Origin of the sequence: Pseudomonas sp. C9-3 (assembly GCF_032392015.1) — a bacterium.
GTDB classification, from domain to species: Bacteria; Pseudomonadota; Gammaproteobacteria; order Pseudomonadales; family Pseudomonadaceae; genus Pseudomonas; species Pseudomonas nitroreducens.
Genome location: NZ_CP135919.1, coordinates 4124915 through 4150776 on the forward strand (window position 1 = coordinate 4124915; position 25862 = coordinate 4150776).

Below are 25862 nucleotides of genomic sequence, written 5' to 3' on the forward strand. Positions count from 1 at the left end.
AGGACTAGCCATGCCCATTCGCAATGCGATCATCCACCACATCGACAAGAAGCCGGACGGCAACCCGGCGATGCTGCACGTCGCCCGCCACCCTCTGACCGACTCGCAGGCGCTGGAGAACCTGGCGCACGACCTGAACGTGGCATACAACGCGAAGCCCTCGAAATCCTGGGGCCTGTTCCAGGGCGAGTCCGGCGCCTACCCCTTCAGCGGCTGGCTGGCGGAGTTCCTCGATGGCACCAAGGACTTCGGCGAGTTCAGCGAGCTGGCGGCCGAGCACCTGAAAGCGCTGCTGGAAGAGTCGAACCTGAGCACCGGCGGCCACCTGCTGATCAGCCACTACCAGCAGGGCCTGACCGACTACCTATTCGTGGCCGTGCTGCAGACCACCGAGGCGGTCGCGGTGAACGAGCACCTGGAGGTGGTCCCGTGCCGGCACTTGGACCTGAGCCAGCTGCACATGGCAGCGCGCATCAACCTCACCGAGTGGCGCACCAACCCGAAGTCGCGCCAGTACGTGTCTTTCCTCACGGCGAAGGGCGGGCGCAAGCGCCAGGACCACTTCCGCGACTTCATCGGCTGCACCGAGGGCGTCGACTCGCCGAGCGAGACCCGCACCCTGCTCAAGGCCTTCAGCGACTTCGTGGAGAGCGAGGACCTGCCGGAGGAACAGGCCCGCGAGAAGACCACCACGCTGATCGACTACGCCATCAGCCAGGCGAAGATCGGCGAGCCCATGACCCTGGACGCCCTGTCCGAGCTGATGGACGACCTGGCGCCGCAGGCCTTCGCCGACTTCATCCGCAACAAGGACTACGGCCTGTCGCCGGAGATTCCCGCCGACAAGCGCACGCTGAACAGCTTCCGCCGCTTCACCGCGAAGGCGGACGGCATCTCGATCAGCTTCGCCCCGCACCTGCTCGGCTCCAAGGTCGAGTTTGACCAGGCGCGCGACACCCTGCTGATCCATGGCGTGCCCACCCAGCTCAAGAACCAGATGAGCAAGGTCGCGGCGGCGCCAGCCAGCGCACCAGCGGCCGACGCCACCGGCTACCCGGGGGCCGCCGATGACCCGCTCTACGGCGAGGCCGTTCGCTACGTCACCGAGACCAGCCGCGCCTCCATCTCGGCCGTGCAGCGCAAGCTGAAGATCGGCTACAACCGCGCCGCGCGCTTCATCGAGGAAATGGAGATGGCGGGAATCGTTACCCCGATGAACACCAACGGCGGCCGCGAAGTGATCAAGAGCACGGTACGGAGGCAGCCAGCGTGAGCATTGAGCACATCATCAGCTTCATGACGGCACCGCCGGACCCGGCGAAGCCTGTCATCACCATCCAGGAAGGGCTCGCCGAACGCATTCTGGCCAAGCTGGAAGGTATCGACCCGGCCAGTTCGGAGGTAGCCGAACTTCGTGGCCTGCTTGGGGCGCCGCTCGTTCCGCTCTGGGCCATCCACTGTGTTGGCCCGGGAGAGGTCCACCCCGCCTTCAGCAAGGAGGACGGCGAGCGCATGGCCCGCGACATCATCGAGGCCTGCCGGCGATCGCATGAGCGCTGGGTCGCCATGGGCAACAAAGGCGATTGGATTGATCCGGTCATCAACCTTATCCCCTCGCCCTGGGCGCCCGCCGAGCACTTCGAACTGCTCGCCGAGCAGGAGCGCGAAGAGTCTGACCGCCTGCGCGCAGGCTGGCTCAAGGCAGAGAACAAGGACCAGGCCGAGGAATCCCCAAATGAAGACCTATGAACAACTGCGGGCCGAGCGCCGGGACGAGGCCGCCGAGTACCTGAAGAATCACCAGTACCGCCCCTTGGTAGATGCAGCGGACGTGAAGGTCTGGCGCTGTCAGCAACCGGGCACCAGCGCCTATGCCTTCGACATCATGCTCACCCGCTACGGCATCGCCGTCGTGGGCGACATCGCCAACCTGACCTTCGGTGTTGGCCTGAGCTACGGCCTCGACTTCCTGGCCGGCGACGATGTCGGCTACTACATCCATTCGAAGCTCGATGAGAAGTGCAAAACACGCGAGTTCGACGAAGCCGCATTCCGGCGAGCGCTAATCGCTGGCGTGTGCCAGCGGATCGCGGAAGAGGTCCTCGGTGACGACGAGTGCGAGGCGCTCCCGAAGTGGGTCCTTGAAGAAGCCAAGCGCGGCGCAGACGGCAGTCTCTGGAAAGACTTGCGCGACCTGGTCGAGGCCGAGGCCAAGAAGGATGACGCTGCCGACGAATGGGACGAGTGGGGCGACTTGCTCGCCGAAGCAACCGACATCGGCGACGAGCACCAGGCAGGCGCGTTCATGAACGAGCATTGCGAAACGCTGGGCCTGGGCCCTGACTGGTGGGAGATCAGTGTCACCAATCCTTCCCAGTCGCTGATGCGCGAGCTCTACATGATCCGCCACGCCGCCCTCGCCATCCTGGCGCAGAAGCAAGCCGCCGCAGCCTGACCCTCCGCAACACATTGCCCTTTCCCGGTAACTCTTTTCCGCGCCAGCAGGCGCAAGGATTCGTCATGCCCGAACAAACCCTCAAGGCCTACCAGGTAGGCGACTACGACATCGTGGCTGCCTACGACGAGGCCGGCGCCATTCAAGCGCTGCTGGAGCAGCAAGGCGACGTCGACAACCACTACGGCTACTCCCTGGACGACGTGAAGCTGGTCAGTGACGCCGTGCTGGACAACCCGCAGGCCTACGACCAGGACGAAGGCGAAGTGGTCACCCTGGACAAGACGTTGCGCCAAGAACTGGCCGAGCAGACGGAGCCCGGCTACCTGGCGGGCTGGGAGTGATCATGGAGCGAATCTACCTTGCCGGCCCCATGACCGGCCTGCCGGAGTTCAACTACCCGGCCTTCCACGCCGAGGCCGCGCGCCTGCGCCAACTCGGCTACCACGTCGAGAACCCGGCCGAGAACAACGCGCCAGCCGACACCACCTGGTCCGGCTACCTGCGCTTGGCCCTAGCCCAGCTGATCACCTGCGACTCGATCGCCATGCTGCCGGGCTGGCACAACTCCGAAGGCGCCTGCCTCGAGTACCACGTCGCCAGCAAGCTGGGCATGCAGGCACACACCGCCAGTCAGATCACCGAGCCCGCGAGGACCGCGGCATGAAGGCCTTGAGCATCCGCCAGCCCTGGGCCTGGCTGATCGTCTATGGCTGGAAGGACGTCGAGAACCGCTCCTGGCACACCAAGCATCGCGGCCGGTTCCTCGTTCATGCCGCACAGGCCATGACTCGAGCCGAGTACATCGAGACCCTGGACTTCGTTGAAAGCATCGGCTCGCCCGGCCTGCTGCGGGCCTTCCCGAAGTTCGATCAGTTGCAGCGCGGCGGGATCATCGGCTCCGTCGAACTGGTGGACAGCGCCGAAGCCAGCGACTCCCCCTGGTACATGGGCAAGAAGGCCTTCGTCCTGCGCGATCCGCAGCCCCTCCCGTTCCAACGGTTGAAGGGCCGCCTCGGCTTCTTCGACGTGGAGGTGCCGCAGTGACCCGCCCCACCTTCTGCCGTGGCACCGGCCGCCCATCTGAAAAATGCGACTGCCTGCGCTGCAGGCCTGCCCTCCAGGAGCGAGAACCATGCAAGCCATCCAACTGACCGCGGAACACCGCGAGGACCAGGCGGGTAACCGAGTGGCTGACATCGACGGGCTGCCCAGGCTGGGCGCCCTCCTCCAGCCGGCGCAGATGCGCCAACTGGCCCGCCAGCTGAACGAGATCGCCAACGACGCCGACCAGGGCGCCACCGGCACCATCCAATATCCCGTAGAGGGCTGAGCCATGACCGACACTACCCCGGCCGCCAACTGGCGCGCCTCCGGCGAGCAAGACCCACACGCGGGCCAGTACGACGGCGAGCGAGCTGCGCTTGCTCTCGGCCAGCTCACCGACGATGAGTTGGCGAACGCGGTGTACATGGGCGGCAACGAGCCACTGAACATCGAACGCCTCTTGGCGAAAGACCCCACCTACCACTCACCGATTGCGCTGCTCACTGCTGCGAAGGAGCGCATCCGTTGGCTGAGCCGAACGCTCGAGCAAGCCCTGGCGCATCCCATTCAGCCACCGGTACTGCAGGGCGGTCTTGACGTGGCGGGCGACCGCTTTGAAACCCCGGTGCAGGAATGGGGGGAGCCCTTAGTGCCCGAGCCACCTGTGGAATGCCCGCACCGCTGCGGTTCCGTGTATGCCAAGGAGAGCTATGGCGCGGGCTTCATCGAAGGCTCCGGCATGTGCCCGGACTGCGACGCGGCGATGCCGGCAAAGGACATCGTACGCACGGTCCAGGTTTGCAAGCTGGGCAACTGCGGAAAGGCCTACGACGCCCCTGAAGCCAGGCGTGCCTACTCATACACCGATCAGCCCGGCAACCTGGAGGCTGTAAGGCTTGGCGCGGCATGCATCTCCGCCTCGCTGGCCTCCGCGGGCGACTGGATTGACCGTGGCCTTCTGTTATTGCGAGAGCTTGAGGGCAAAGGCTTTGGCGTGTTTGAGCTTGAGAACGCGCAGGCCAGCAAAAACAACAGCCACCCCACCGGCGAGGCATGAGCCATGACCGACCAGAATACTGGCAGCGATACTGCCGGACAGCCCGTATGCAAGGGAGACCTGGCATTGGGCAGCGGCTGCGGCGTGTGTAGCCGCTGCCGGCTTCAGGCAACGACCTCTGTAGACCTGGGCGATATCAAGGTGGGCCCAGGTTGGGATGCTCTGATGCAGGACATCAAGGAAAACGGCCGACGCTTCTCGGTGTTGGTTGAAGGCCAGCCTCCTCTCGGGGAGTTCGTACTGGCGGAAGACTTCGAACGCATGCGTGCCGAGCGTGATGCCGCCCGCGCCGACGTGGAGCACATCTGCGAGAAGGTTCGCAGCTTCGAACAGGGCGCGCTCACCAGCTCCCGAATCCAGAGCGAGACCATGGCACGGCTGCGCCGGGAGCGCGACCAGGCCCTGGCGGGACAACTCCCGCAGGCTTGGCTCGATGTTCACGCCGAACGCCGCCGCCAAGTTGAGGAAGAGGCTTTCGACCCCAGCCACGATGACTGTGCAACGCGAGGTCAGCTCGCGCGCGCTGCCGGCTGCTACGCCCTGCATGCTGGTGGCGTTGGCACTCGCTGGCCGGAAGGGATCGGCAACGGCTCTGCGCTGTTCTGGCCTTGGGACAAGGGCTGGTGGAAGCCAAAGACACCTCGCGAAACCCTCATCCGCGCCGGCGCACTGATCTTCGCCGAATTGGAACGCCTCGACCGCGCCGCAGCAGTGGCGCAGGGCGGTGAGTGATGCCGGTCTACGTCGACGACATGCGGGCGCCGTTCGGGCGCCTGATCATGTGCCACATGGTGGCGGACACCGAGGAAGAGCTGCTGGCCATGGCCGACAGGATCGGAGTGGCCAGGCGCTGGCACCAGTACCCCGGCGCCGATAAGAGCCACTTCGACATCTGCTTGAGCAAACGCGCGCTCGCAGTCGCTGCCGGCGCAGTCGAGATCGAGGCCCGGCAGACCGCGGAGCTGGTGCGGCAGAAGCGCCAGCAACGACTTGCATCCTTGTCGGCCCAGGCCGGCGCAGAGAGGTAACGCCATGGGCGCCGCTGAAAACCTCATCGACGAGGTGGACAAAGTCACCGAGAAGAAGATGGCCGAGCTGATCGGGACAACAGACAAAGCCCTGAAGCGCAAGCGAGAGCGGGGCATCATCCCGACCACAATCTGGATGAAGATCGACGGCCGCATTATCTACAGCAAAAGGAGGTACGACGCGTGGCTAGAAAGCCTCTGGACCTGCCGACCGGCGTCGAAGTCGTCGGCAAGTCAGTCCGCATTCGATTCCAGTGGGGAAAGCGCAGGCGGTGCGAGACGCTTGCCTACCCCCCGACCCCGAAAGGGATCGCAGCAGCAGACGCTCTACGTACTCAGGTAGTCCAGCTCAACAAGCTGGGCGCCCTGACCCACGAGAAGTACCTGGAGCTGTTCCCCTCCTCCCGCGCGCAACTCCCCTCAACCGCATGCCCCACCTTCTTCGAGTACGCCCAGGAATGGCTGGACTCGCTCGAGATCGTGGACAGCACCCGCAAGGGCTATCGGATCGCACTGCAGATCTACTGGGTTCCTCACCTGGCAAAGTTGCCCATGGACCAGATCCCGCCGCAGATGCTGCGCCGGATCACCACGCAGACGAAATGGCCGTCACCCGGCCGGCGGAAGTACGCCGTTCGGGTATTGGCCTGCCTGTTCAAGCTGGCATTGAAGGAGGAGCTGGTGCAGCGCGATCCCACCCTCTCCATTCCGAAAGCCCGAGTACCAAAGCGGGAGATTGACCCGCTCACCCGAGAGGAGGCAGACGCCATCATCGACAAGCTGTACGAACTGGCCACCGGCCTGCAGCGCATTTACGCCTGCTTGTTCGAGTTTCTCTTCTACACCGGCATGCGCCCGGGCGAGGCGATGGCCCTGCGCTGGGAGGAAGTCGACACCCGCAGCCGCAAGGCCAAGGTCTGCCGAATCCAGCAGCGCGGGAAAATCTACGAGCGCACCAAAACGAAGACCGTTCGGGAAGTTTTGTTGAACGATCGCGCGATGCATGCCCTCGAACAAGCTAGGCCGCTGACTGCGGCGAGATCGGATTACGTGTTTGCTCCCAGCCTGAAGGCAGAACGCTCCGACCTTTACATCAAGTCGGAGACGGGCCCGAAGCGCTACTGGCGTGATGCCTTGAAGAAGCTGCGCATGCGCCAGCGCAGGACGTATGACACTCGCCACACCTACGCGACGATGTGTTTGATGGCCGGGATGAATCCCGCCTTCATCGCCTCGCAGCTCGGCCACAGCGTGCCGGTTCTGCTTTCCACTTACGCCAAGTGGCTCAACTCGACGTCGGACTGGAGTGAGATGGAAAAGCTAAAAACTGGTACGAAATTGGTACGGAGAATCGCTAAGGAGGACTGAGGCCCTGATTTTACTGGGCCCACAGCACTATGTGCGGAATTGCAGGAGAACTACGTTTCGATAACCAGGCTGCGGACCTTGCCGCAGTCGAACGCATCACTCATCACCTCGCACCGCGAGGCCCCGATGCCTGGGGTTTCCATAGCGAAGGTCCCCTGGCGCTGGGCCATCGACGGCTGAAGATCATGGACCTGGCGGAAGCTTCCGGTCAGCCGATGATCGATACCGCCCTGGGCCTGTCACTGGTCTTCAATGGCGCCATCTACAACTACCCGGAGCTGCGCCAGGAACTCGAAGCCCTGGGCTACCGCTTCTTCTCCGGTGGCGACACCGAGGTCCTTCTCAAGGGATACCACGCCTGGGGTGAAGAACTATTGCCACGCCTCAATGGCATGTTCGCTTTCGCCATCTGGGAACGCGACAAACGGCGCCTGTTCATCGCCCGCGACCGTCTCGGCATCAAGCCGCTGTACCTGTCGCAGACCGGCAAGCGCCTGCGCTTCGCCTCCAGCCTGCCGGCGTTGCTCAAGGGCGGCGATATCGACCCGGCGCTGGACCCGGTGGCACTCAACCACTACCTGAACTTCCACGCCGTGGTGCCCGCGCCACGCACCCTGCTGGCCGAAGTGCAGAAGCTGCCGCCGGCCACCTGGATGACCATCGACGCCGACGGCCACACCGAGCGCCAGCGCTGGTGGACGCTGGACTACGGCCCGCTGCCGGATGAGCGCGAGCTGACCCTGGACGACTGGGAAGACCGCCTGCTGATCAGCCTGCGCGACGCCGTGAGCGTGCGCCAGCGCGCTGCCCGCGAAGTCGGTGTGCTGCTCTCCGGCGGCGTCGATTCCAGCCTGCTGGTCGGCCTGTTGCACGAAGCCGGCGTCGAAGACCTGCTGACCTTCTCCATCGGCTTCGAGGATGCCGGCGGCGAGCGCGGCGACGAGTTCCAGTACTCGGACCTGATCGCTCGACGCTACGGCACCCGCCACCACCAACTGCGCATCGACGAGAACGAAGTCATCTCGCAGTTGCCGGCGGCCTTCCGCGCCATGAGCGAGCCGATGGTCAGCCACGATTGCATCGCCTTCTACCTGCTCTCGCGGGAAGTCTCCAAGCACTGCAAGGTGGTGCAGAGCGGCCAGGGCGCCGACGAGCTGTTCGCCGGCTACCACTGGTACCCGAAAGTGGCCGGCGCGAAGGACCCGCTGCAGGCCTACCGCGCGGCCTTCTTCGACCGCAGCCATGGCGAGTACCTGGACACCGTGCGCGAGGCGATGCGGGTCGAGGACGTGGCCAGCGAGTTCGTCCGCGACCACTTCGCCCAACCCGGCGCAGAAGACCCGGTGGACAAGGCGTTGCGCCTGGACAGCACCATCATGCTGGTGGACGACCCGGTCAAGCGCGTGGACAACATGACCATGGCCTGGGGCCTGGAAGCCCGCGTGCCGTTCCTCGACTACCGCGTCGCGGAACTGTCGGCACGCATCCCGTCGCGCTTCAAGCTTGGCGACGGTGGCAAGCAGGTGCTCAAGGCCGCCGCGCGCAAGGTCATCCCCAGCGAGGTGATCGACCGGCCCAAGGGTTACTTCCCGGTGCCCGGCCTCAAGCACCTGCAAGGCAATACCCGCGCCTGGGTCAGCGAATTGCTGCTGGACCCGAGCCAGGACCGTGGACTGTTCGAGACGGCGATGTTCGACCGTCTGCTCAGCGACCCGGCGAGCGACCTCACTCCGCTGCGCGGTTCCAAGTTGTGGCAGTTGGCGGCCCTCAATCTCTGGCTGACGGAACAAGGCCTCTAGAGCCCGGCGGCGCCGTGCGTGGCGCCGCCTTCCCCACAGCCCAGGACAGATGCTTATCAGGGAGCGCACGATGAAACCCCATTCCAACCTGCCCCATCCCCACAACCAGAGGCTGCTGCGCGGCCAGACGCCGACCTACGAGCGCCTGCAGGCGCGCTTCGCCGGTGACCACGCGGAAAGCCACGGCCCGCTGATCCTGCAATGCGGCTGGGGCCGCCTGCTGATCGGCCATACCTTCTCCAGCCCGGACAAGCTGGCCGCCGAGTTGCTCAACGAACAACCCGGCGAGCGCGACATTGCCCTCTACGTCGCCGCGCCACAGCAGGTGCTGTCCCACGCCCCGCAGCAACTCTTCCTCGACCCCTCGGACGCGCTGCGCCTGTGGTTCACCGATTACCGCCCGGCGCGCCGCCCCTTCCGTGGCTTCCGCATCCGCCGCGTGCACAGCGACGACGACTGGACGGCGATCAACCGCCTCTACCTGTCGCGCGGCATGCTGCCGGTCGATCCCTCCAACGTCACCCCGCGCCACCAGGGCGGCCCGGCCTACTGGCTGGCGGAAGACGCCGAGACCGGCACGGTGATCGGCACCGTCATGGGCATCAACCACGCCAAGGCCTTCCGCGACCCGGAAGGCGGCTCCAGCCTCTGGTGCCTGGCCGTGGACCCGCAGTCCAGCCGGCCCGGCGTCGGCGAAGCGCTGGTGCGCCACCTGATCGAGCACTTCATGAGCCGCGGCCTGGCGTACCTGGACCTGTCGGTGCTGCACGGCAACCAGCAGGCCAAGTCGCTGTACCGCAAGCTGCGCTTCCGCGAACTGCCGACCTTCGCAGTGAAGTGCAAGAACGGCATCAACCAGTCGCTGTTCCTTGGCCCCGGCCCGGAAAAGGGACTCAATCCCTACGCGAAGATCATCGTCGACGAAGCCCATCGACGCGGCATCGAGGTGCAGGTGCAGGACGCCGACGCCGGCCTCTTCACTCTCACCCAGGGCGGTCGGCGCATCCGCTGCCGCGAGTCGCTGTGCGACCTCACCAGCGCCGTCAGCATGAGCCTGTGCCAGGACAAGACCCTCACCCACCGCGCCCTCGACCGCGCCGGCCTGCGCCAGCCGCAGCAGCGCCTGGCCGCTAGCACCGAAGACAACGCCGCATTCCTCGAAGAACACGGCGCGCTGGTGGTCAAGCCTGTGGACGGCGAACAGGGCCAGGGGGTCGCCGTGGACCTGCGCACGGCCGAGGAAGTGGAGAGCGCCATAGCCCACGCGAAGCAGTTCGACACCCGCGTCATCCTCGAGAGCTACCACCCCGGCAATGACCTGCGCATCGTGGTGATCGGCTACGAGGTGGTGGCCGCCGCCATTCGCCGACCCGCCGAGGTGATCGGCGATGGTCGGCACAGCATCCGCAAGCTGATCGAGGCGCAGAGCCGCCGGCGCCAGGCCGCGACCGGTGGCGAAAGCCGCATCCCGCTGGACGGCGAGACCGAACGCACCCTGGCCGCCGCCGGCTTCAGCTACGACGACGTGCTGCCCAGCGGCCAACGCCTGGCCGTACGCCGCACGGCCAACCTGCACACCGGCGGCACCCTGGAGGACGTCACCGAGCGCCTGCACCCGGCCCTGGCCGACGCCGCCATCCGCGCGGCGCGAGCGCTGGAAATCCCGGTCACCGGCCTCGACCTGCTGGTCACCGAGGCCGACCAGGCGGACTACGTGATCATCGAAGCCAACGAGCGCCCCGGCCTGGCCAACCACGAGCCGCAGCCGACCGCCGAACGCTTCGTCGACCTGCTCTTCCCGCTGAGCCGCGAACTCCTGCATCGCGACAACCGTGATCAGCCTCACCCCAACGAAGAGGCCCCGGCATGACCCAACTGCCACAACCCGACCTCAACTACCTGCAGCGCGTGCTGCTGGAAATGCTCGCCATCCCCAGCCCCACCGGTTTCACCGACACCATCGTGCGCTACGTCGCCGAACGGCTGGAAGAGATCGGCGTGCCCTTCGAGATGACCCGCCGCGGGACCATCCGCGCCACCCTGCTGGGGCGGCGCAAGAGCCCGGACCGCGCCGTCTCGGCGCATCTGGACACCATTGGCGCCATCGTCCGCGAGATCAAGCCCAACGGCCGCCTGGCCCTGGCGCCGGTGGGCTGCTGGTCGAGCCGCTTCGCCGAGGGCAGCCGGGTCACGGTGTTCTGCGAGAACGGCGTATTCCGCGGCAGCGTGCTGCCGCTGATGGCCTCCGGGCACGCCTTCAACACCGCGGTGGATACGCTGCCGATCAGCTGGGATCACGTCGAGCTGCGCCTGGACACCTACACCGCCAGCCGTGCCGACAGCGAATCCATCGGCGTGGCCATCGGCGATTTCGTCGCCTTCGACCCGCTGCCCGAGTTCACCGAGAGCGGCCATATCAGCGCCCGCCACCTCGACGACAAGGCCGGCGTGGCCGCGCTGCTGGCCTCGCTCAAGGCCATCGTCGAGGCCGGCCAGGTGCCGCCGATCGACTGCCACCCGCTGTTCACCATCACCGAGGAGATCGGCTCCGGCGCCGCCGGCGCGCTGCCCTGGGATGTGAGCGAGTTCGTCGGCATCGACATCGCGCCGGTGGCCGAGGGGCAGAACTCCAGCGAACATGCGGTCAGCGTGGCGCTGCAGGACTCCGGCGGGCCTTACGATTTCCACCTGTCCCGGCACCTGCTGCGGCTGGGTGAGCGCCACGAGATCGCCGTGCGCCGGGACCTGTTCCGCTACTACCACAGCGATGCGCAATCGGCGATCACCGCCGGCCACGACATCCGCACGGCCTTGCTGGCCTTTGGCTGCGATGCCACCCACGGTTATGAGCGCACTCATATCGACAGCCTGGCCGCACTGTCGAAACTGCTCACCGCCTACCTGCTCAGCCCGCCGGTGTTCGACAGCGACGCGGAACCCAGCGAGGGCACGCTGGAGCGCTTCAGCAAGCAACTGGAGCATCCGGTGCACATGGAAAGCACCACCCATGTACCGCCGGTGGACGACCTGATCGACAGCGGCGACGCTCCCGACAAGAGCAAGGACAAGGGCAAGGAACCCAACCGCCGTTAGAACGGAAGCTGCACTCGCGGCAGCGCGGGACTACAATCCCGCGCTGCGCTTTCGAGTACCCCGCCATGCTGATTCCTTACGACCTGATCGAAGCCGACACCCTCAACAACCTGCTGGAAGACTTCGTCACCCGCGAAGGCACCGACAACGGCGACGACACGCCGCTGGACGTGCGCGTGGAGCGCGCGCGCCATGCGCTCAAGCGCGGCGAGGCGGTGATCGTCTTCGACCCGGAAAGCCAGCAGTGCCAGCTGATGCTGAAAAGCGAAGTGCCGAGGGAGTGGTTGGAGGACTGATCGCGTGTCAGGAACACCTGCTCTTGTAGGAGCGAGCTTGCTCGCGAACGGATAACCCGGCGGCGCCGGAGCAATCGGCGAGCGCCGGGTTCGCGAGCAAGCTCGCTCCTACAGGTACCGGTCCCTTTCAGATGTAGACCGGATAACGCCATTCAGTAGTCGCTTGGCTCAGGGCGCGAGACGAGGCCCGAGCAACACCACGCTGGCGCCGATCACGCAGAGCGCCACGCCCACCCAGTCGCTCCACAGCGGGCGACTCTTTTCCACGAAGGCCAGCCAGAACAGCGATGCGGCGACGTAGATGCCGCCGTACGCGGCATACGCACGCCCGGCGTAGTTTGCCTCGACACGGGTGAGCAGCAGGGCGAACACCGTCAGGCTGAGCAACCCGGGAATGATCCACAGGGCGCTCTTGTCCAGGCGCAGCCAGAGGTAGAAGGCGTAGCAGCCAGCGATCTCGCAGAACGCGGCGAGGACGAACCAGAGGTAATTGATCATGGATTCTTTCCGTAACGGGAGGCGCGCGATCAGCCGCGCAGGCCGCCTTCGCGCTCCCAGGCGCAACGCACTTTCAGTTCACCTTCGCGCGGGCTGTGGAAGCCGTTCTCGGACTCCCAGCGGAAGGTGTGGCTGCCGTTGACTTCGGTTTCCAGGTGCACCACCGCACTGGCCCAGTAAAGCCGGCGCAGCAGCGCTTCGAACTGTTCGACCCAGAGTTTCCACTCGTACTCGATGGTCTGGTAGCTGGCGCCGAAATGGATCACCTGGGACTGGTACAGGCCCGCGCCTTCAGTCTCGCAGCGGCTGAACATCTCGCGGCCGAGGAACGGCCATGCCTCGCCCATGGGCAGGCTGTCGAGCACCTTGCGGTTGGCGGCGCGGCGCAGGCGGCGCTCCATCGAGTCGCCGGGCCAGTCGCGGATGCAGCCATAGACGATGGATTCACAGTGCAAGCGGGTTCTTCCTTCAATGACACCGGAGCCTTCTAACACAGGCCCGACGATGCGCAAAGCACGAACCCCAAGAGCTGGGCGGTAGCCCGAAAAAGCAAAAGCCCCGCGACATGAGCGGGGCTTTCACCGGGGTCCAACGTACATCAGCCAGGCAGGCCGGTGACTAAAACTAAACCTTTGCACCGGCCTGGGCAAGCCCTGTCTTTCATTGCACCGAAAGGGGGCGAAAAAGCCCTTCGATTACGAAAGACTGCGGCGCTTGGCTTGCATCTTCTCCGCCATCTTCGCCATCTCGTCGTAGATCGCCTGCGGGTTCTGCTGCTTGATCTGCCAGGCCATACGGCCCTGCTCGTGGGGCAGGATCATGAAGACATCGCGACCCACTTCCTGGTGGATGTAATCGGCGATGTCAGCGGCGCTGATTGGCGAGCTTTCCAGCAGTTTGCCGACCTGGGTCTTCATTTCCGGGCTCGGGCCGCGGAAGGAGTCCAGCAGGTTGGTCTGGAAGAACGACGGGCAGACCACGTGGACCTTCACGTCCACCAGGCTGAGGTCGGCCAGCAGGCTTTCCGACAGTGCCACCACGCCGGCCTTGGCCACGTTGTAGTTGCTCATCGCCGGGCCCTGCATCAGCGCGGCCATGGAGGCGATGTTGATGATGCGACCCTTGCTCTTTTCCAGCAGCGGCAGGAAGGCCTTGCAGCCCTTGACCACGCCCATCAGGTTGATCGAGATCTGCCAGTCCCAGTCCTCCAGCGACAGTTCGCTGAAGAAGCCGCCAGAAGCGACGCCGGCGTTGTTGACGATGATGTCGATGCCGCCGAATTTCTCTTCGCAGTTCTGCGCCAGCTGGGTCAGCTGGCTGTAGTCGCGCACGTCGCAACGCTGGGTAAAGCCGTCACCGCCGGCTTCACGCACCAGCTTGAGAGTTTCCTGCAGGCCTGCTTCGTTGACGTCGGCCAGCGCCAGCTTCCAGCCCTCGCGGGCCCAGCGCAGGGCGATTTCGCGTCCGAGGCCGGAACCGGCGCCGGTGATCATGATGCGATTTTGCATAAGGGAGGTCTGCCTTTTCTTGTCTTGTTCGGGACGGGTGGTCGACGAGGATTTGTCGACGACTGTGGCCCGAAGTGTAACCAAGGCTTTCGACCACCAGCGGTGAAATCAGGGCGCTGAATGCCCCTGGCAAACCGCCGGCGCACTAGCGCTTCACGGGTTGCCGGGTCAGGCCTGGACGAGCACGCAGAGCTTGCCCAGCACCAGGGCGATGCCGGCGGAGACGAGCAGGTGGGCAGCGCAGTTGATGCGCTCGCGCTTGAGCTGGGCAAAGCCCCGGATACGGTAGCGGAGGATGAAGATGCCCAGCGCCACGGGAAGGGCCGGGCCGAGGAAGGCGAACTGCCAATAGCGGTCGGGGTCGACCACCGGGTCCAGGGTCATGGCTTCGGCCAGCGGTGGCAGGCCCAGCCCGCACTGGACGAGCAACCACACCACGCCCAGCACAACCAGTACAACGCCCAGCATCCCTACGACTCCCTGATGGCAAAGGCCCAGTATGTTAGTACAGGCCACCCCAACGGGCTGTGCGACGAATCACCCTGTGGCGTATCAGCGCGGTGACAAAAAACGACTTGCCTGGTGCCACCGCGCCGGGTCATTCCCCTCACTCCAGCCCTCTCCCCGGGGAGAGGGAGCCGCTCTTGCCGGCTGACGCCTCGGCTTCATCCTGTGCCGAACGTTCCCTTAATCCCCTGGGGAGAGGGCTAGGGTGAGGGGTTTAATGGTTCACGCCGATCCGCTCGGTCAGATTCGTCCGAGCAACAACAGCACCAGCAGGACGACCAGTACGACACCGATGACGCCCGAGGGGCCGTAACCCCAGTTGCGCGAGTGGGGGAAGACCGGCAAACCACCGATCAGCATCAAGATCAGGATGATCAACAGAATAGTCCCGAGTCCCATATCGTCTCTCCTCTTTCAGTCGACGAGGGGCGATGGCTCGCGGGATGCGATTGGCCAGCGCTTATGAGTTCCGACCGGGCAGCTGCGCGGAAGATTCAAAGAATCTGCGCGCCGCCGGGATCAGCTCAAATCGCGGGGTAATGAGCCCTTGCGCAGGCGCAGGAACATCAGCGCGGCAGTGCGCGCATCGCCGATGGCGGTGTGGCGGCCTTCGATGGGGATTTCCAGGTTGCGTGCCAGGGTGTCGAAACGCAGGTCCAGGTGCAGGTCAGGAAAACGCCGGCTCATCTTGCGGTGGTAGATCTCGGAGACCTCGACACGGGGATTGTCCAGCCGCGCGCCGAGTTGCTCGCGCAGATGCCGGCGCAGCACGGCGACGTCGAAGGACAGGTAGTAACCCAGCAGCGGGCGGTCGCCGATGAACGCCTGTACCCGTTTCAGCGCCTCCGCCAGCGGCAGTTGGCCTTCGAGGTCAGCGCGGCGCAGTTTGTGGATGCGGATCGACTCGCCGTCCAGCGATGGCGGCGGTTCCACCAGCAGCTCCAGGCGTTCGCCGAGGATCAGCTTGCCACGGCGGATCACCACGGCGCCGATGCTGAGGATGTCGGCCTTGCGCGGATCGAGGCTGGTGGTTTCCAGGTCCAGCGACACCAGTTCCTCCGCCTCGGCCGGATCATGCCGCCACCAGTAGAGGCGACGGCGCCAGGCGGACCAATGCGGATCGGGGGCGGCGACGCAGGCGTTCATCGGGTCTCCAGATGGAATTGGCGGGTCAGGCTCTGCTTGAACTTCTTCACCGTGTGCAAGCCGAAGCGCAGCAGGTCGCGCTCGTGGCGGCTCAGCCGAGAAACATCGAGCCCCTGCTCGCGACCGTCACGCTTGCCGTCCAATTGCTGGCGCAGGCGCAGTTGAAGGAACAGCTCGAAGGACTCGACCAGGTTGTCCACCAGCGACTCGTCCAGCACGCCGAGCGCCTTCAGCGCAGTCAGCCGGCCCAGCGTGCCGCGCTCCTCCAGGCCTTCGCGCACGGTCAGCACGCGGGCGCCGTGGACGATGGGGAAGATGCCGCCGCGCTTCACGTCGAGTTGCGCATCCTGGGTCTTGAGTTGGCCAAGGAAGGTCAGTGGTGTGTCGAATTGCAGCGCCGGCAAGGCGAGGTCGCTCATCCAGCGGCCGCTGTCGCCAGCCAGCTCACCCAGGCTTTCGCGCAGGCTGTCGAACAGCCGTCGGTTGCCCGCCACCGGCCAGGCATCGGCAAGAATCGACAGGCGCAGCAGTTGCTCCGGGCGCCCCTGCAACGGCAACTCGCGCAACTCGCGCTGCCACTCCGACAAGGGTTTGCACCACTCCGGCCGGCTAGCCATCACGCCGCCGGGGCACGGCGGATAGCCGAACTCCAGCAACGCGGCGGAGAAACGCTGCATCAGCAACAGCCCCTGCTCCACCGGCAGGCCGTCGTCGAGGATCAGGGCGTTGTCCTGGTCGGTCTTCAGCAGCTGTTCCGCGCGCCCTTCGCTGCCCATCACCAGCAGGCAGCAACGACCGCGTAGCACCGGCGGTACCTGCAGTTCGAAGAGGCGTTCGAGCAGTTGTTCGTTGAGCGCGCTGACCAGTTGCATGATGAAGCGCAGGCGGATGCCATTGCCGGCCAGCGTGGCGATCAGGGTGTGCAGGGTTTGCGCAGCGGCGCGCAATTCGGCTTCGCTTTCAGCGCGGGCGATGCGCAGCGCCAGCACATGGGAATGGGTGGAGAACAGGCTGAGCACCTGGGTCAGGTGGAGCAGGCCAACCACCCTGCCCGCCTCGCACACCGCCACGCGCTCGATGCGCTGGCGGGTCATGACGATCATCGCGTCGAAGAGAAAGTCACCCAGCTCGACATGGCTCAGCGGTCGGTGCGCCAGCGGGCCGATGGGTTGCGCCTCGCTGAAGCCATCGCGGAAATGTGCGGTCATCAGGTCGGTGCGGGTAACGATGCCCAGCGCACCGTCCTCGCGCACCAGCAAGGCATCGGCACCGCGGCTCAGCTGCAGGCGCGCCGCATCGCCCAGCGGCAATGTGGGCTCGACTTCGATGGCCGGCAACAGGTGTTCGGGGGCGATGCGGGTGAGGATGAATTCGGCCAGGTTCTGTCCGTCGCGACGCTCCAGCTGGCGTTTGCTGGCCAGGTCCGCGCGGAAGAATCGCGCGAACTCGGGATTGTCCGCGCAGAGCTGATGAAATACCGCGGCGGGCAGTTCGTAGACGATGCTTTCTTCCACTGCCTGGTATCGGTGCTTGCTGCTGCCGGAGAGCAATCCGCGAACATCGAACAGGTCTTCGGCGCCGTATTGCGCGAACAGCCTGCCGTCCTCGCCGCGCTCTTCGATCACACCCTTCAGCAGGACGAACAGGCAGGGCACCGGCGCACCGGCCTCGAGCAGTACTTCGTCGACCGTGTAGTAACCCACGCTCAATGCATCGCGCAGCTGCTCGCGCTCCAGCGCGCGAAGCTGATCGAAGGGAGGCGAGGTGAAGTTGAAATCGTCGGACATCCGTTATCCATCCCTGTCAAAAAAGCAGGGCCGGAGGTGTTTCCACCTCCGGCCCCGGCAGGTTAGCTCAAGCGATCAGTGGGCAACGGCGCCAGTGGCACCCAGGCCGGTCTGCGAGCGAATGAATTGCGGGAAGAAGCGTGCACGCTCCTCGTCGGCAGCGGCGGACTTGTCGGTGATGGAGAAGAACCAGATGCCGATGAAGGCCACGGCCATGGAGAACAGCGCCGGGTACTCGTACGGGTAGATGGCTTTCTCGTGGCCGAGGATCTGTACCCAGATGGTCGGGCCGAGGATCATCAGGGTCACCGCGGTGATCAGGCCGAGCCAGCCGCCGATCTTCGCGCCACGGGTGGTCAGTTTCTTCCAGTACATGGAGAGCAGCAGTACCGGGAAGTTGCAGCTGGCAGCGATGGAGAAGGCCAGGCCGACCATGAAGGCGATGTTCTGCTTCTCGAACAGGATGCCGAGGACGATGGCCACCACGCCGAGGCAGATAGTGGTGATCTTCGACACGCGCAGCTCATCCTTCTCGTTGGCCTTGCCACCTTTGAGCACGCTGGCGTACAGGTCGTGGGAAACCGCCGAGGCACCGGCCAGGGTCAGGCCGGCAACCACCGCGAGGATGGTGGCGAAGGCCACAGCGGAGATGAAGCCGAGGAACAGGCTGCCACCCACGGCGTCGGCCAGGTGCACGGCGGCCATGTTGTTGCCGCCCAGCAGGGCGCCGGTGGCGTCCTTGAAGTCCGGGTTGGTGCTGACCAGCAGGATCGCGCCGAAGCCGATGATGAAGGTTAGGATGTAGAAGTAGCCGATGAAGCCGGTAGCGAAGAACACCGACTTGCGGGCTTCCTTGGCGTCACTGACGGTGAAGAAGCGCATCAGGATGTGCGGCAGGCCGGCAGTGCCGAACATCAGCGCGAAGCCCAGGGAGAACGCGGAGATCGGGTCCTTCACCAGGCCGCCGGGGCTCATGATGCCCTCGCCTTTCGGGTGGACCTTGATGGCTTCGGAGAACAGGGTGCTGATGTCGAAGTTGACGTGCTTGAGCACCATGATCGCCATGAAGGTAGCGCCCGAGAGCAGCAGCACGGCCTTGATGATCTGTACCCAGGTAGTGGCGAGCATGCCGCCGAACAGCACGTACAGCACCATCAGGATGCCGACCAGGACCACGGCGACGTGGTAGTTCAGGCCGAACAGCAGCTCGATGAGCTTGCCGGCGCCGACCATCTGCGCGATCAGGTAGAAGGCCACGACCACCAGCGAGCCGCAGGCGGACAGGGTGCGGATGTCCTTCTGCTTGAGGCGGTAGGACGCCACGTCGGCGAAGGTGTACTTGCCCAGGTTGCGCAGGCGTTCGGCGATCAGGAAAAGGATGATCGGCCAACCGACGAGGAAGCCGATGGAGTAGATCAGGCCGTCGTAGCCGGAGGTGAACACCAGCGCGGAAATGCCGAGGAAGGAGGCGGCGGACATGTAGTCGCCGGCGATCGCCAGGCCGTTCTGGAAGCCGGTGATGCTACCGCCGGCGGTGTAGAAGTCAGCGGCGGATTTGCTGCGTTTGGAGGCCCAGTAGGTGATGCAAAGGGTCAGGCCGACGAAAGCGACGAACATGACGATGGCGGAAACGTTCAGCGGCTGGCGCTGTACCTCGCCGGTGAGGGCGTCAGCCCAGAGTGCGGGAGCGAATGCGGCCAGCGCGAGGGCCGCGGCGATACGGCCTTTCATTGCTGGGCCTCCTTGAGGATTTCCTGGTTGAGGCGGTCGAATTCACCGTTCGCCCGGCGCACGTAGATACCGGTGAGCACGAAGGCCGAGAGGATCAGCCCGACGCCCATGGGGATGCCCCAGGTGACGGACGAATCGGCACTGATCTTCGCGCCGAGCAGCTGCGGCTGGAAGGCGATGAGCAGGATGAAGACCACGTACAGGCCCAACATGATCAGGGAGAGCAGCCAGGCGAATCGCTCGCGCTTGGCCACCAACTCTTTGAAGCGCGGATTGGTATCAATCCGCTGGTAGATGCTGTCGTTCATTTTGTTCTTGTCCTCACAGCGGGGATGACGCGGATGTCGTCGATCCCTAATTTATGTGTCCGCTGCAAGCGCTCCAGACGACTTTAGTCGTAGCGATTTGCCCTCTCTTGCGAACAAGCCCGGAATAGACGCCTCGGAATAAAAAAATCCCCCGCGAACGATGGCGTTCGCGGGGGATTCTTCTGTTGCTCGCGTCAGTTCGGCCTAGAAGATCACAGCCACTCTTTCACGCGATCCGGATGCGCTTCGACCCATTTCTTGGCGGCCACTTCCGGCTTCTCGCCGTTCTGCACCGCGAGCATGACTTCGCCGATTTCCTGGCCGTCCTTCCACTGGAATTTCTTCAGGAAGGCCCAGACTTCCGGCGCCTTCTTCTCCAGCGCCGGGTTGGCGACGCTGTCGACATGCTCCTCTTCGCCGTAGACCTTTTTCGGGTCTTCGAGGAACTTCAGCTTCCACTTGGCGAACATCCAGTGCGGAATCCAGCCGGTGACGGCGATGGCCTTCTTGTCGTTCTCCGCGCGGGTCAGCTCGGCGATCATGCCGCTGCCGGAACTGGCTACCAGCTTGTAGTCCAGGCCGTAGTCCTTGATCGCCTGGTCGGTCTTGAGCATCACCCCGGCGCCGGCGTCGATGCCAACGATGCGGCCGCCGAAGTCATCCTTCTGCGCCTTGAGGTCCTCGATGCTGTTGGCTTTCACGTATTCGGGCACGATCAGGCCGATCTTCGCACCCGGGTAGTTCACGCCCAGGTTGGTGACCTTGTCCTTCATCTTCTCGTAGTAGGCGCCGTGGGTGACCGGCAGCCAGGCAGAGAGCATGGCGTCGAGCTTGCCGCGCGCCACGCCCTGCCACATGATCCCGGCGGCAACCGGCATCAGCTTGACCTGGTAGCCGAGCTTCTCGCGCATGATCTCGGCGGCCACGTGCGTGGTGGCCACGCTGTCCGACCAGCCGTCCACGTAACCGATGGTGATTTCCGGCTTGGCCGCCGCACCGGCCAGCCCGGCCGCTGCCGACAGCACCAGCCCTGCGCCAAGGCCCAACAGGCGTCGCATCATAGACATGGTTTTCTCCCCGTGATTTTTCGTTGCGGCGTCCGAGTGGACCCGGCGCCATTCGCGGTCTTGGCCGCCCTTTCATGATCGGCGCCCGCTGCTGGCGAACTGCTCTGAGAACGACGCCAAACGGTCCGATCCACGACAGAATCCGTCCATCCACGACCGCGCCATTCCATCCGCGACGAAGGTGCCGGCCTATCGCCTCCATACAGAGGCTCGATTACCCGGCGGGGTTCCCGCGCAGTAGTCTTTCAGCAACGGAGAATCATTCTCGACTGGAGGATTGCCACCATGCTCAAGACCGTCACCTTCACCCTGATGCACTTCGCCATCGCCTTCAGCGTCGCCTACGCGCTGACCGGCAGCATCACCGTGGGCGGCCTGGTGGCGATCGTCGAGCCGCTGTGCAACGCGGTGGGCTTCCACTTCCACGAGAAGTTCTGGAAGCGTATCGAGGGCAACGCGGCCCAGCCGACGCACAACTGGATTCACCGCCACGCGTGAACGCCTCGCACGGGCACTGACGGCGGCGAGCGGCGTTGCTAAGATGCGCGCCTCGCCACGGTTCGCGTGCCCCCATGCCCCAGTCCTCGCGCTTTCCGCTTCTCCCCTACCTTCTCGCCCTGCTGCTTGCCCTGATCGCCCTCGGCGGCCTTTGGTACGGCCTGGGCAAACCGGTGGCCCTGCCCGACGCGGCCACGCCCACACACAAGCTGCAATGCGCGTCCTACAGCCCGTTCGCCAAGGACCAGTCGCCCTTCGACCAGCCCTTCGTCCTGCGCCCTGAGCAGATGGACGCCGACCTGGCGCTGCTGGCAACGCGCTTCGAGTGCGTGCGCACCTATTCCATGACCGGCCTGGAAGGCATCCCGGCGCTGGCGCGCAAGCACGGCCTGAAGCTAATGCTCGGCGCCTGGGTCAATGCCAACCCGGTGGATACCGATAGGGAAGTCGAGGCGCTGATCAAGGCGGCCAACCAGTACCCGGACGTGGTACAGGCGGTGATCGTCGGCAACGAGACCCTGTTGCGCAAGGAAGTTACCGGGCGCTACCTCGCCGGGCTGATCCACAAGGTGAAGGCTCGTGTGCGCCAACCGGTGACCTACGCCGACGTCTGGGACTTCTGGCACCAGCACCCGGAGATCGCCCCGGCGGTAGACTTCGTCACCATCCACCTGTTGCCGTACTGGGAAGACAATCCCAGCGGGATCGACGATGCACTCACCCACGTGGCGAAGATCCGCGAAGACTTCGGCCGCGAGTTCGCCCCCAAGGACATCCTGATCGGCGAAACCGGTTGGCCCAGCGAAGGCCGCCAGCGCGAAACCGCCCTGCCCAGTCGCGTCAACGAGGCGCGCTTCATCCGCGGCTTCGTGCACATGGCGGAGGAGAAAGGCTGGCGCTACAACCTGATCGAAGCCTTCGACCAGCCCTGGAAACGCCAGAGCGAAGGCGCGGTGGGCGGTTACTGGGGCGTGTTCAGCGCCGACCGCGAGGAGAAAGGCGTGCTCGCCGGGCCGGTCAGCAACCTGCCGGGCTGGCCGCTTTGGCTGGGACTTTCCGGCGTGATCCTGCTCGCTGGATTGCTGGTCGGCGGCCGCCCCGCCTCTGCCCGCCATGCCTTCCTGTTGCCGCTGGCTGGCGCACTCGGCGCCGGCTGCATCGGCCTGTGGCTGGAGCTGTCGGTGATCACCAGCCGCTTCTGGGGCGAGTGGCTCTGGTCGGCGGCACTGGTGGGCCTCAACCTGCTGGTGCTGCTGCACATCAGCCTGGCGCTGTCAGCCCGCGCGGGTTGGCGGTCGAAGGCGTTCGGCTGGCTGCAGCGCCACGCCGGCCTGTGGCTGGCGGCGGCCGGTTTCGCTGGCGCGGTACTGATGCTCGGGATGGTCTTCGACGCGCGCTACCGCAGCTTCCCCAGCGCGGCACTGCTGTTCCCGGCGCTGGTCTATCTGTGCCGGCCGGTTGCGACACCACGTCGAGAAGCACTATTGCTGGCATTGATCATTGCCGCCGGGATTCCCGCACAGCTGGCGCTGGAAGGCTTGAGCAATCTCCAGGCACTGGGCTGGGCAGCGGTGAGCCTGCTCCTGCTCGGCGCACTGTTACGCGGACGGCTGGCGCCGCAAAAGGCCTGAATCAGGGTCCTGCTGCCCGCACCAGGCGCAACCCGGCCAATACCACCGCGAACACCGCGAGCCCGGCGTTGTACAGCACCAGCGCCGGCAGCGTGACCAGCATCGCCAGCACCGCCAGCCACCAGCCGGCCTGACGCGGCACGAAGAAGGCCAGCAGCGAAAGCCCCAGGGCCAGCTTGCCGAATACGCCGAAGTGGATCGCCCAACCCAGCTGCGAACGCACGCCGCACTCCCAGCGCGCGGCCTCGTCGGCGCAGATGCCGACCCAGCGGCCATCCTCCATCAGCCCGAAACGTACGCCATAACTGGCGGCCAGCCACAGGGCCAGGGCGAGCAGCAGGAGGATCAGGGGCAAACGACGGGACATGGCGCCACTACTCCGGGCAGGCGGGAAATCGGCGCCCAGCATAACCAGCGCAAGGGCCGATGCAAGGGGGGCCGGTTGCAGCCTAGACTTCGCCCAGTAATGGAGCCTTCGATGAAACGATCGACCCTGTTCCTGCTGGCCTGCCTGGCGGGCAGCTTCTGGTGGCTCTGGCCGACCGAGCGTCCCCAGGCGCCGCAGCAGCAAAGCCAGACACTGGCCAATGGCGGTTTCCGCCTGGAGCGCTATTCCATCTATCCGCTGGAGGATTTCAGCATCGAGGCGCGCGTGCTGGGCCGCGAGGATTACCGCCTGGGTCGCGAGGCGGAGTTGTCGCCCACCGATCTCGCCCTGGGCTGGGGGCCGATGGATGATCCGCGCGTGCTGGCCGATATCCGTATCACCCAGGGCAACCGCTGGTTCTACTGGCACGCCGACAAGCTGCCGATTCCCCGCCGGGAGCTGGAGACCCATGCCGCCAACATGCATATGATCCCGGCCAATGACGACGTGGCGCGCACCCTGGCCCAGGTCAGCGCCGGCGAGCACATTCGCCTCTCCGGCAAGCTGGTACGCGTGGAGGGCGATGATGGTTGGCGCTGGATCAGTTCGCTGACCCGCGAGGACACCGGCGCCGGCGCCTGCGAGCTGGTCTGGGTGGAAAGCCTGGAGCATTACTGAAGTGCCCGGTTGCCAGCCGCGCCTGCCTTTGGGCATCCTCGCTGCGATCCCGCCCTGCAAGGAATTACCGATGCCTCGTGCCACCCTGCGCCCTGCCGTCCCCGACGACATCCCGCTGATTCTCGACCTCATCCGCGAGCTGGCCGACTATGAAAAGCTGGTCCACGAGGTGAAGGCCGACGCCCAGCGCATGCACGACCACCTGTTCGGCCCGCGCCCCTACGCCGAGGTGCTGATCGGCGAGGTGGACGGCACGCCCCAGGGTTTTGCGCTGTTCTTCCACAACTACTCCACCTGGCTGAGCCAGCCCGGCATCTACCTCGAAGACCTCTACGTGCGCCCCGCCGCGCGTGGCGCCGGCCTGGGCAAGGCGCTGCTCACGGAGCTGGCGCGGCTGGCGGTGGAACGTGGCTGTGGCCGGCTGGAATGGTCGGTGCTGGACTGGAACGAACCGGCCATTGGTTTCTATCGCAGCCTGGGCGCGCGCCCACAGGACGAATGGAGCGTCTATCGTCTAACCGGTGACGCACTCGGGGACCTCGCGCGCAAAGGCTGACAAGCAAGTTGCACTTGTCGGAAATGTGCTGGTCTTAATCGCCGGTCACCTTTGAGTTGGCCTCCTCTTGAAAGGACTCCGAACCATGACATTTCTTGACCGCGTGGCTGCCCTGATCGGTTGCCTCGCACTGGGACTCGCCGGGCCGGCATTTGCCCGCGATGTGGATCAGGCCAGCTACGGCTACCCATTGATCAACCCGTTCGAGGCGACCATCGCCACCACCCCGCCGGAGCTGCGCCCGCAACTGCCGGCGGACGAGGACATCCGCCAGTCGGACTACGCACTCAAGCTGCGCCCCGAGCGCGAGTACGAGCTACCGAGCAACTTCTGGCCAGTGAAGAAGCTGCACTACCGCCTGGCCTGGCAGAACCACAAGGCGCCGCTGGTATTCATCATTGCCGGCACCGGCGCCAACTATGCCAGCACGACGCCGGAGTACCTCAAGCGCCTCTTCTACGGCGCCGGCTACCACGTGGTGCAACTGTCCTCGCCGACCAGCTGGGACTTCATGGTCGGCGCTTCCCACGTCGCCACTCCCGGCTACACGCCCGACGATGCCGACGACCTGTACAGAGTCATGCAGGCGGTGCGCGCGCAGCATCCGGACCTGCCTGTCAGCGACTACTACCTGACCGGCTACAGCCTGGGCGCGCTGCACGCAGCCTTTGTCAGCAAGCTCGACGAAACCCGCCGCAGCTTCAACTTCAAGCGTGTGTTGCTGCTCAACCCGCCGGTGAACCTCTACACCTCGGTGAGCAACCTCGACAAGCTGGTGCAGACCCAGGTCAAGGGCATCAACGACACCAACACCTTCTACCAGGTGATCCTGGCCAAGCTGACCCGCTACTTCAACCAGAAGGGCTACGTCGACCTCAACGACGCCTTCCTCTTCGACCTGCAGCAGTCCAAGCAACACCTCTCCAATGAAGAGATGGCGATGCTGATCGGCGCGGTGTTCCGCTTCTCCTCCGCCGACATCGCCTTCACCTCCGACCTGATCAACCGCCGCGGCCTGATCACTCCGCCCAAGTACCCGATCACCGAAGGCACCAGCCTGACGCCGTTCTTCAAGCGCGCCATGCAGTGCGACTTCGAGTGCTACATGACCGACCAGTTGATGCCGCTATGGCGCGCCAAGTACGACGGCGGCAGCCTCCCGCAGCTGGTCGACCAGGTCAGCCTGTATGGGGTCCAGGACTACCTGAAGCAGAGCCCGAAGATCGCCGTCATGCACAACGCCGACGACGTCATCCTTGGCCCGGGCGATATCGGCTTCCTGCGCCGCACCTTTGGTGATCGCCTGACGCTCTACCCGCGCGGCGGCCACTGCGGCAACCTCAATTACCGCGTGAACGCCCAGGACATGCTGGGCTTCTTCAAGGGACAGGGTGCCCCGGCCGACGGCCTGGCCACCGCGCAGACAGGGAACTGACT

At 65.1% G+C, this 25862-nt stretch carries 30 protein-coding genes and 2 pseudogenes; 21 read left to right on the plus strand and 11 right to left on the minus strand.

Annotated features, from left to right (window positions below):
* Positions 1 to 10: 10 nt before the first annotated feature.
* The 16 genes and pseudogenes from yejK to RS899_RS18835 form a co-directional block, all read left to right on the plus strand.
* Positions 11 to 1006, plus strand: a pseudogene (gene yejK / locus RS899_RS18760) (nucleoid-associated protein YejK); the annotation flags it as partial.
* 51 nt (positions 1007 to 1057) lie between these two features.
* Positions 1058 to 1273 (plus strand): annotated as a pseudogene (locus RS899_RS18765) (DNA translocase FtsK); the annotation flags it as partial.
* Entirely contained in the window at positions 1270 to 1749 is a 480-nt protein-coding gene (locus RS899_RS18770) for a hypothetical protein (protein WP_315807812.1), read from the plus strand. The pseudogene RS899_RS18765 and the gene RS899_RS18770, both read left to right, overlap by 4 nt.
* Positions 1736 to 2455: a hypothetical protein gene (locus RS899_RS18775; RefSeq protein ID WP_315807813.1), complete on the plus strand. Its 720-nt coding sequence runs from the start codon at positions 1736 to 1738 to the stop codon at positions 2453 to 2455. Before RS899_RS18770 ends, RS899_RS18775 begins: the two co-directional genes overlap by 14 nt.
* Before the next feature lie 65 nt (positions 2456 to 2520).
* Positions 2521 to 2799 (plus strand): hypothetical protein, encoded by a 279-nt coding sequence (locus tag RS899_RS18780; protein WP_315807814.1) that lies wholly within the window; start codon positions 2521 to 2523, stop codon positions 2797 to 2799.
* Positions 2800 to 2801: 2 nt separating this feature from the next.
* Entirely contained in the window at positions 2802 to 3122 is a 321-nt protein-coding gene (locus RS899_RS18785; protein ID WP_315807815.1) for a DUF4406 domain-containing protein, read from the plus strand.
* Positions 3119 to 3502: an ASCH domain-containing protein gene (locus RS899_RS18790; RefSeq protein ID WP_315807816.1), complete on the plus strand. Its 384-nt coding sequence runs from the start codon at positions 3119 to 3121 to the stop codon at positions 3500 to 3502. The genes RS899_RS18785 and RS899_RS18790 overlap by 4 nt, the downstream gene beginning before the upstream one ends.
* An 88-nt stretch (positions 3503 to 3590) precedes the next feature.
* Positions 3591 to 3788: a hypothetical protein gene (locus tag RS899_RS18795; RefSeq protein ID WP_315807817.1), complete on the plus strand. Its 198-nt coding sequence runs from the start codon at positions 3591 to 3593 to the stop codon at positions 3786 to 3788.
* Positions 3789 to 3791: 3 nt separating this feature from the next.
* On the plus strand, positions 3792 to 4559 hold the full coding sequence (locus tag RS899_RS18800) for a hypothetical protein (protein ID WP_315807818.1): 768 nt from the start codon (positions 3792 to 3794) through the stop codon (positions 4557 to 4559).
* Between the two features lie 3 nt (positions 4560 to 4562).
* Positions 4563 to 5291, plus strand: a complete 729-nt coding sequence (locus RS899_RS18805) for a hypothetical protein (RefSeq protein ID WP_315807819.1) — start codon at positions 4563 to 4565, stop codon at positions 5289 to 5291.
* Positions 5291 to 5587 carry a DUF4031 domain-containing protein gene (locus RS899_RS18810; RefSeq protein ID WP_315807820.1) on the plus strand — a complete coding sequence of 99 codons (297 nt, stop codon included), beginning with the start codon at positions 5291 to 5293 and terminating at the stop codon, positions 5585 to 5587. The genes RS899_RS18805 and RS899_RS18810 overlap by 1 nt, the downstream gene beginning before the upstream one ends.
* A gap of 183 nt (positions 5588 to 5770) precedes the next feature.
* On the plus strand, positions 5771 to 6955 hold the full coding sequence (locus RS899_RS18815) for a tyrosine-type recombinase/integrase (RefSeq protein ID WP_315807821.1): 1185 nt from the start codon (positions 5771 to 5773) through the stop codon (positions 6953 to 6955).
* A 29-nt stretch (positions 6956 to 6984) separates the two neighbouring features.
* Positions 6985 to 8754, plus strand: a complete 1770-nt coding sequence (locus tag RS899_RS18820; RefSeq protein ID WP_315807822.1) for an N-acetylglutaminylglutamine amidotransferase — start codon at positions 6985 to 6987, stop codon at positions 8752 to 8754.
* A gap of 70 nt (positions 8755 to 8824) precedes the next feature.
* Positions 8825 to 10624 (plus strand): N-acetylglutaminylglutamine synthetase, encoded by a 1800-nt coding sequence (gene ngg, locus RS899_RS18825; RefSeq protein WP_315807823.1) that lies wholly within the window; start codon positions 8825 to 8827, stop codon positions 10622 to 10624.
* On the plus strand, positions 10621 to 11847 hold the full coding sequence (locus RS899_RS18830) for an osmoprotectant NAGGN system M42 family peptidase (RefSeq protein WP_315807824.1): 1227 nt from the start codon (positions 10621 to 10623) through the stop codon (positions 11845 to 11847). Before ngg ends, RS899_RS18830 begins: the two co-directional genes overlap by 4 nt.
* A 65-nt stretch (positions 11848 to 11912) precedes the next feature.
* Positions 11913 to 12143, plus strand: coding sequence for a YheU family protein (locus RS899_RS18835; protein WP_037009258.1), 231 nt, complete (start codon positions 11913 to 11915; stop codon positions 12141 to 12143).
* A gap of 168 nt (positions 12144 to 12311) precedes the next feature.
* Here the strand turns inward: RS899_RS18835 and RS899_RS18840 are convergent, their stop codons facing one another.
* From RS899_RS18840 to RS899_RS18885, 10 genes are all read right to left on the minus strand, one after another.
* Positions 12312 to 12641 carry a YnfA family protein gene (locus RS899_RS18840; protein WP_138215220.1) on the minus strand — a complete coding sequence of 110 codons (330 nt, stop codon included), beginning with the start codon at positions 12639 to 12641 and terminating at the stop codon, positions 12312 to 12314.
* Positions 12642 to 12670: 29 nt separating this feature from the next.
* On the minus strand, positions 12671 to 13096 hold the full coding sequence (locus tag RS899_RS18845; RefSeq protein ID WP_024766159.1) for a hypothetical protein: 426 nt from the start codon (positions 13094 to 13096) through the stop codon (positions 12671 to 12673).
* Positions 13097 to 13336: 240 nt separating this feature from the next.
* Positions 13337 to 14149, minus strand: coding sequence for an SDR family oxidoreductase (locus RS899_RS18850; RefSeq protein ID WP_054911111.1), 813 nt, complete (start codon positions 14147 to 14149; stop codon positions 13337 to 13339).
* Between the two features lie 168 nt (positions 14150 to 14317).
* Positions 14318 to 14617, minus strand: a complete 300-nt coding sequence (locus RS899_RS18855; protein ID WP_054911112.1) for a hypothetical protein — start codon at positions 14615 to 14617, stop codon at positions 14318 to 14320.
* Between the two features lie 279 nt (positions 14618 to 14896).
* Positions 14897 to 15055: a DUF3309 family protein gene (locus tag RS899_RS18860; RefSeq protein ID WP_017522017.1), complete on the minus strand. Its 159-nt coding sequence runs from the start codon at positions 15053 to 15055 to the stop codon at positions 14897 to 14899.
* A gap of 120 nt (positions 15056 to 15175) precedes the next feature.
* Positions 15176 to 15802 carry a 3'-5' exonuclease gene (locus RS899_RS18865; protein ID WP_024763449.1) on the minus strand — a complete coding sequence of 209 codons (627 nt, stop codon included), beginning with the start codon at positions 15800 to 15802 and terminating at the stop codon, positions 15176 to 15178.
* Positions 15799 to 17589, minus strand: a complete 1791-nt coding sequence (locus RS899_RS18870) for a DUF294 nucleotidyltransferase-like domain-containing protein (RefSeq protein ID WP_315807825.1) — start codon at positions 17587 to 17589, stop codon at positions 15799 to 15801. The genes RS899_RS18865 and RS899_RS18870 overlap by 4 nt, the downstream gene beginning before the upstream one ends.
* A gap of 75 nt (positions 17590 to 17664) precedes the next feature.
* Complete coding sequence (locus tag RS899_RS18875; protein WP_054911115.1) at positions 17665 to 19320, minus strand: cation acetate symporter; 1656 nt, start codon at positions 19318 to 19320, stop codon at positions 17665 to 17667.
* Positions 19317 to 19628, minus strand: a complete 312-nt coding sequence (locus RS899_RS18880; protein ID WP_024763446.1) for a DUF485 domain-containing protein — start codon at positions 19626 to 19628, stop codon at positions 19317 to 19319. Before RS899_RS18880 ends, RS899_RS18875 begins: the two co-directional genes overlap by 4 nt.
* A gap of 212 nt (positions 19629 to 19840) precedes the next feature.
* The gene (locus tag RS899_RS18885) at positions 19841 to 20695 is read right to left on the minus strand and encodes a glycine betaine ABC transporter substrate-binding protein (RefSeq protein ID WP_054911116.1); all 855 of its coding nucleotides are present in this window, start codon (positions 20693 to 20695) and stop codon (positions 19841 to 19843) included.
* A gap of 285 nt (positions 20696 to 20980) precedes the next feature.
* On the opposite strand from RS899_RS18885, the gene RS899_RS18890 reads away from it, so the two are divergent.
* Positions 20981 to 21193 carry a DUF2061 domain-containing protein gene (locus tag RS899_RS18890; RefSeq protein ID WP_024763444.1) on the plus strand — a complete coding sequence of 71 codons (213 nt, stop codon included), beginning with the start codon at positions 20981 to 20983 and terminating at the stop codon, positions 21191 to 21193.
* A 74-nt stretch (positions 21194 to 21267) separates the two neighbouring features.
* Positions 21268 to 22824 (plus strand): glycosyl hydrolase family 17 protein, encoded by a 1557-nt coding sequence (locus RS899_RS18895; RefSeq protein ID WP_315807826.1) that lies wholly within the window; start codon positions 21268 to 21270, stop codon positions 22822 to 22824.
* A gap of 1 nt (position 22825) precedes the next feature.
* Here RS899_RS18895 and RS899_RS18900 read toward each other — a convergent pair whose 3' ends face one another.
* The gene (locus RS899_RS18900; protein ID WP_233300322.1) at positions 22826 to 23191 is read right to left on the minus strand and encodes a hypothetical protein; all 366 of its coding nucleotides are present in this window, start codon (positions 23189 to 23191) and stop codon (positions 22826 to 22828) included.
* Positions 23192 to 23302: 111 nt separating this feature from the next.
* Here RS899_RS18900 and RS899_RS18905 point away from each other — a divergent pair, with 111 nt between their 5' ends.
* The 3 genes from RS899_RS18905 to RS899_RS18915 all read left to right on the plus strand — a co-directional run bounded on the left by RS899_RS18905 (position 23303) and on the right by RS899_RS18915 (position 25860).
* Positions 23303 to 23869, plus strand: a complete 567-nt coding sequence (locus RS899_RS18905) for a hypothetical protein (RefSeq protein ID WP_315807827.1) — start codon at positions 23303 to 23305, stop codon at positions 23867 to 23869.
* Positions 23870 to 23939: 70 nt separating this feature from the next.
* Positions 23940 to 24425, plus strand: a complete 486-nt coding sequence (locus RS899_RS18910) for a GNAT family N-acetyltransferase (RefSeq protein WP_315807828.1) — start codon at positions 23940 to 23942, stop codon at positions 24423 to 24425.
* Between the two features lie 85 nt (positions 24426 to 24510).
* Positions 24511 to 25860 (plus strand): alpha/beta fold hydrolase, encoded by a 1350-nt coding sequence (locus tag RS899_RS18915; protein ID WP_313464066.1) that lies wholly within the window; start codon positions 24511 to 24513, stop codon positions 25858 to 25860.
* Positions 25861 to 25862: the final 2 nt, after the last annotated feature.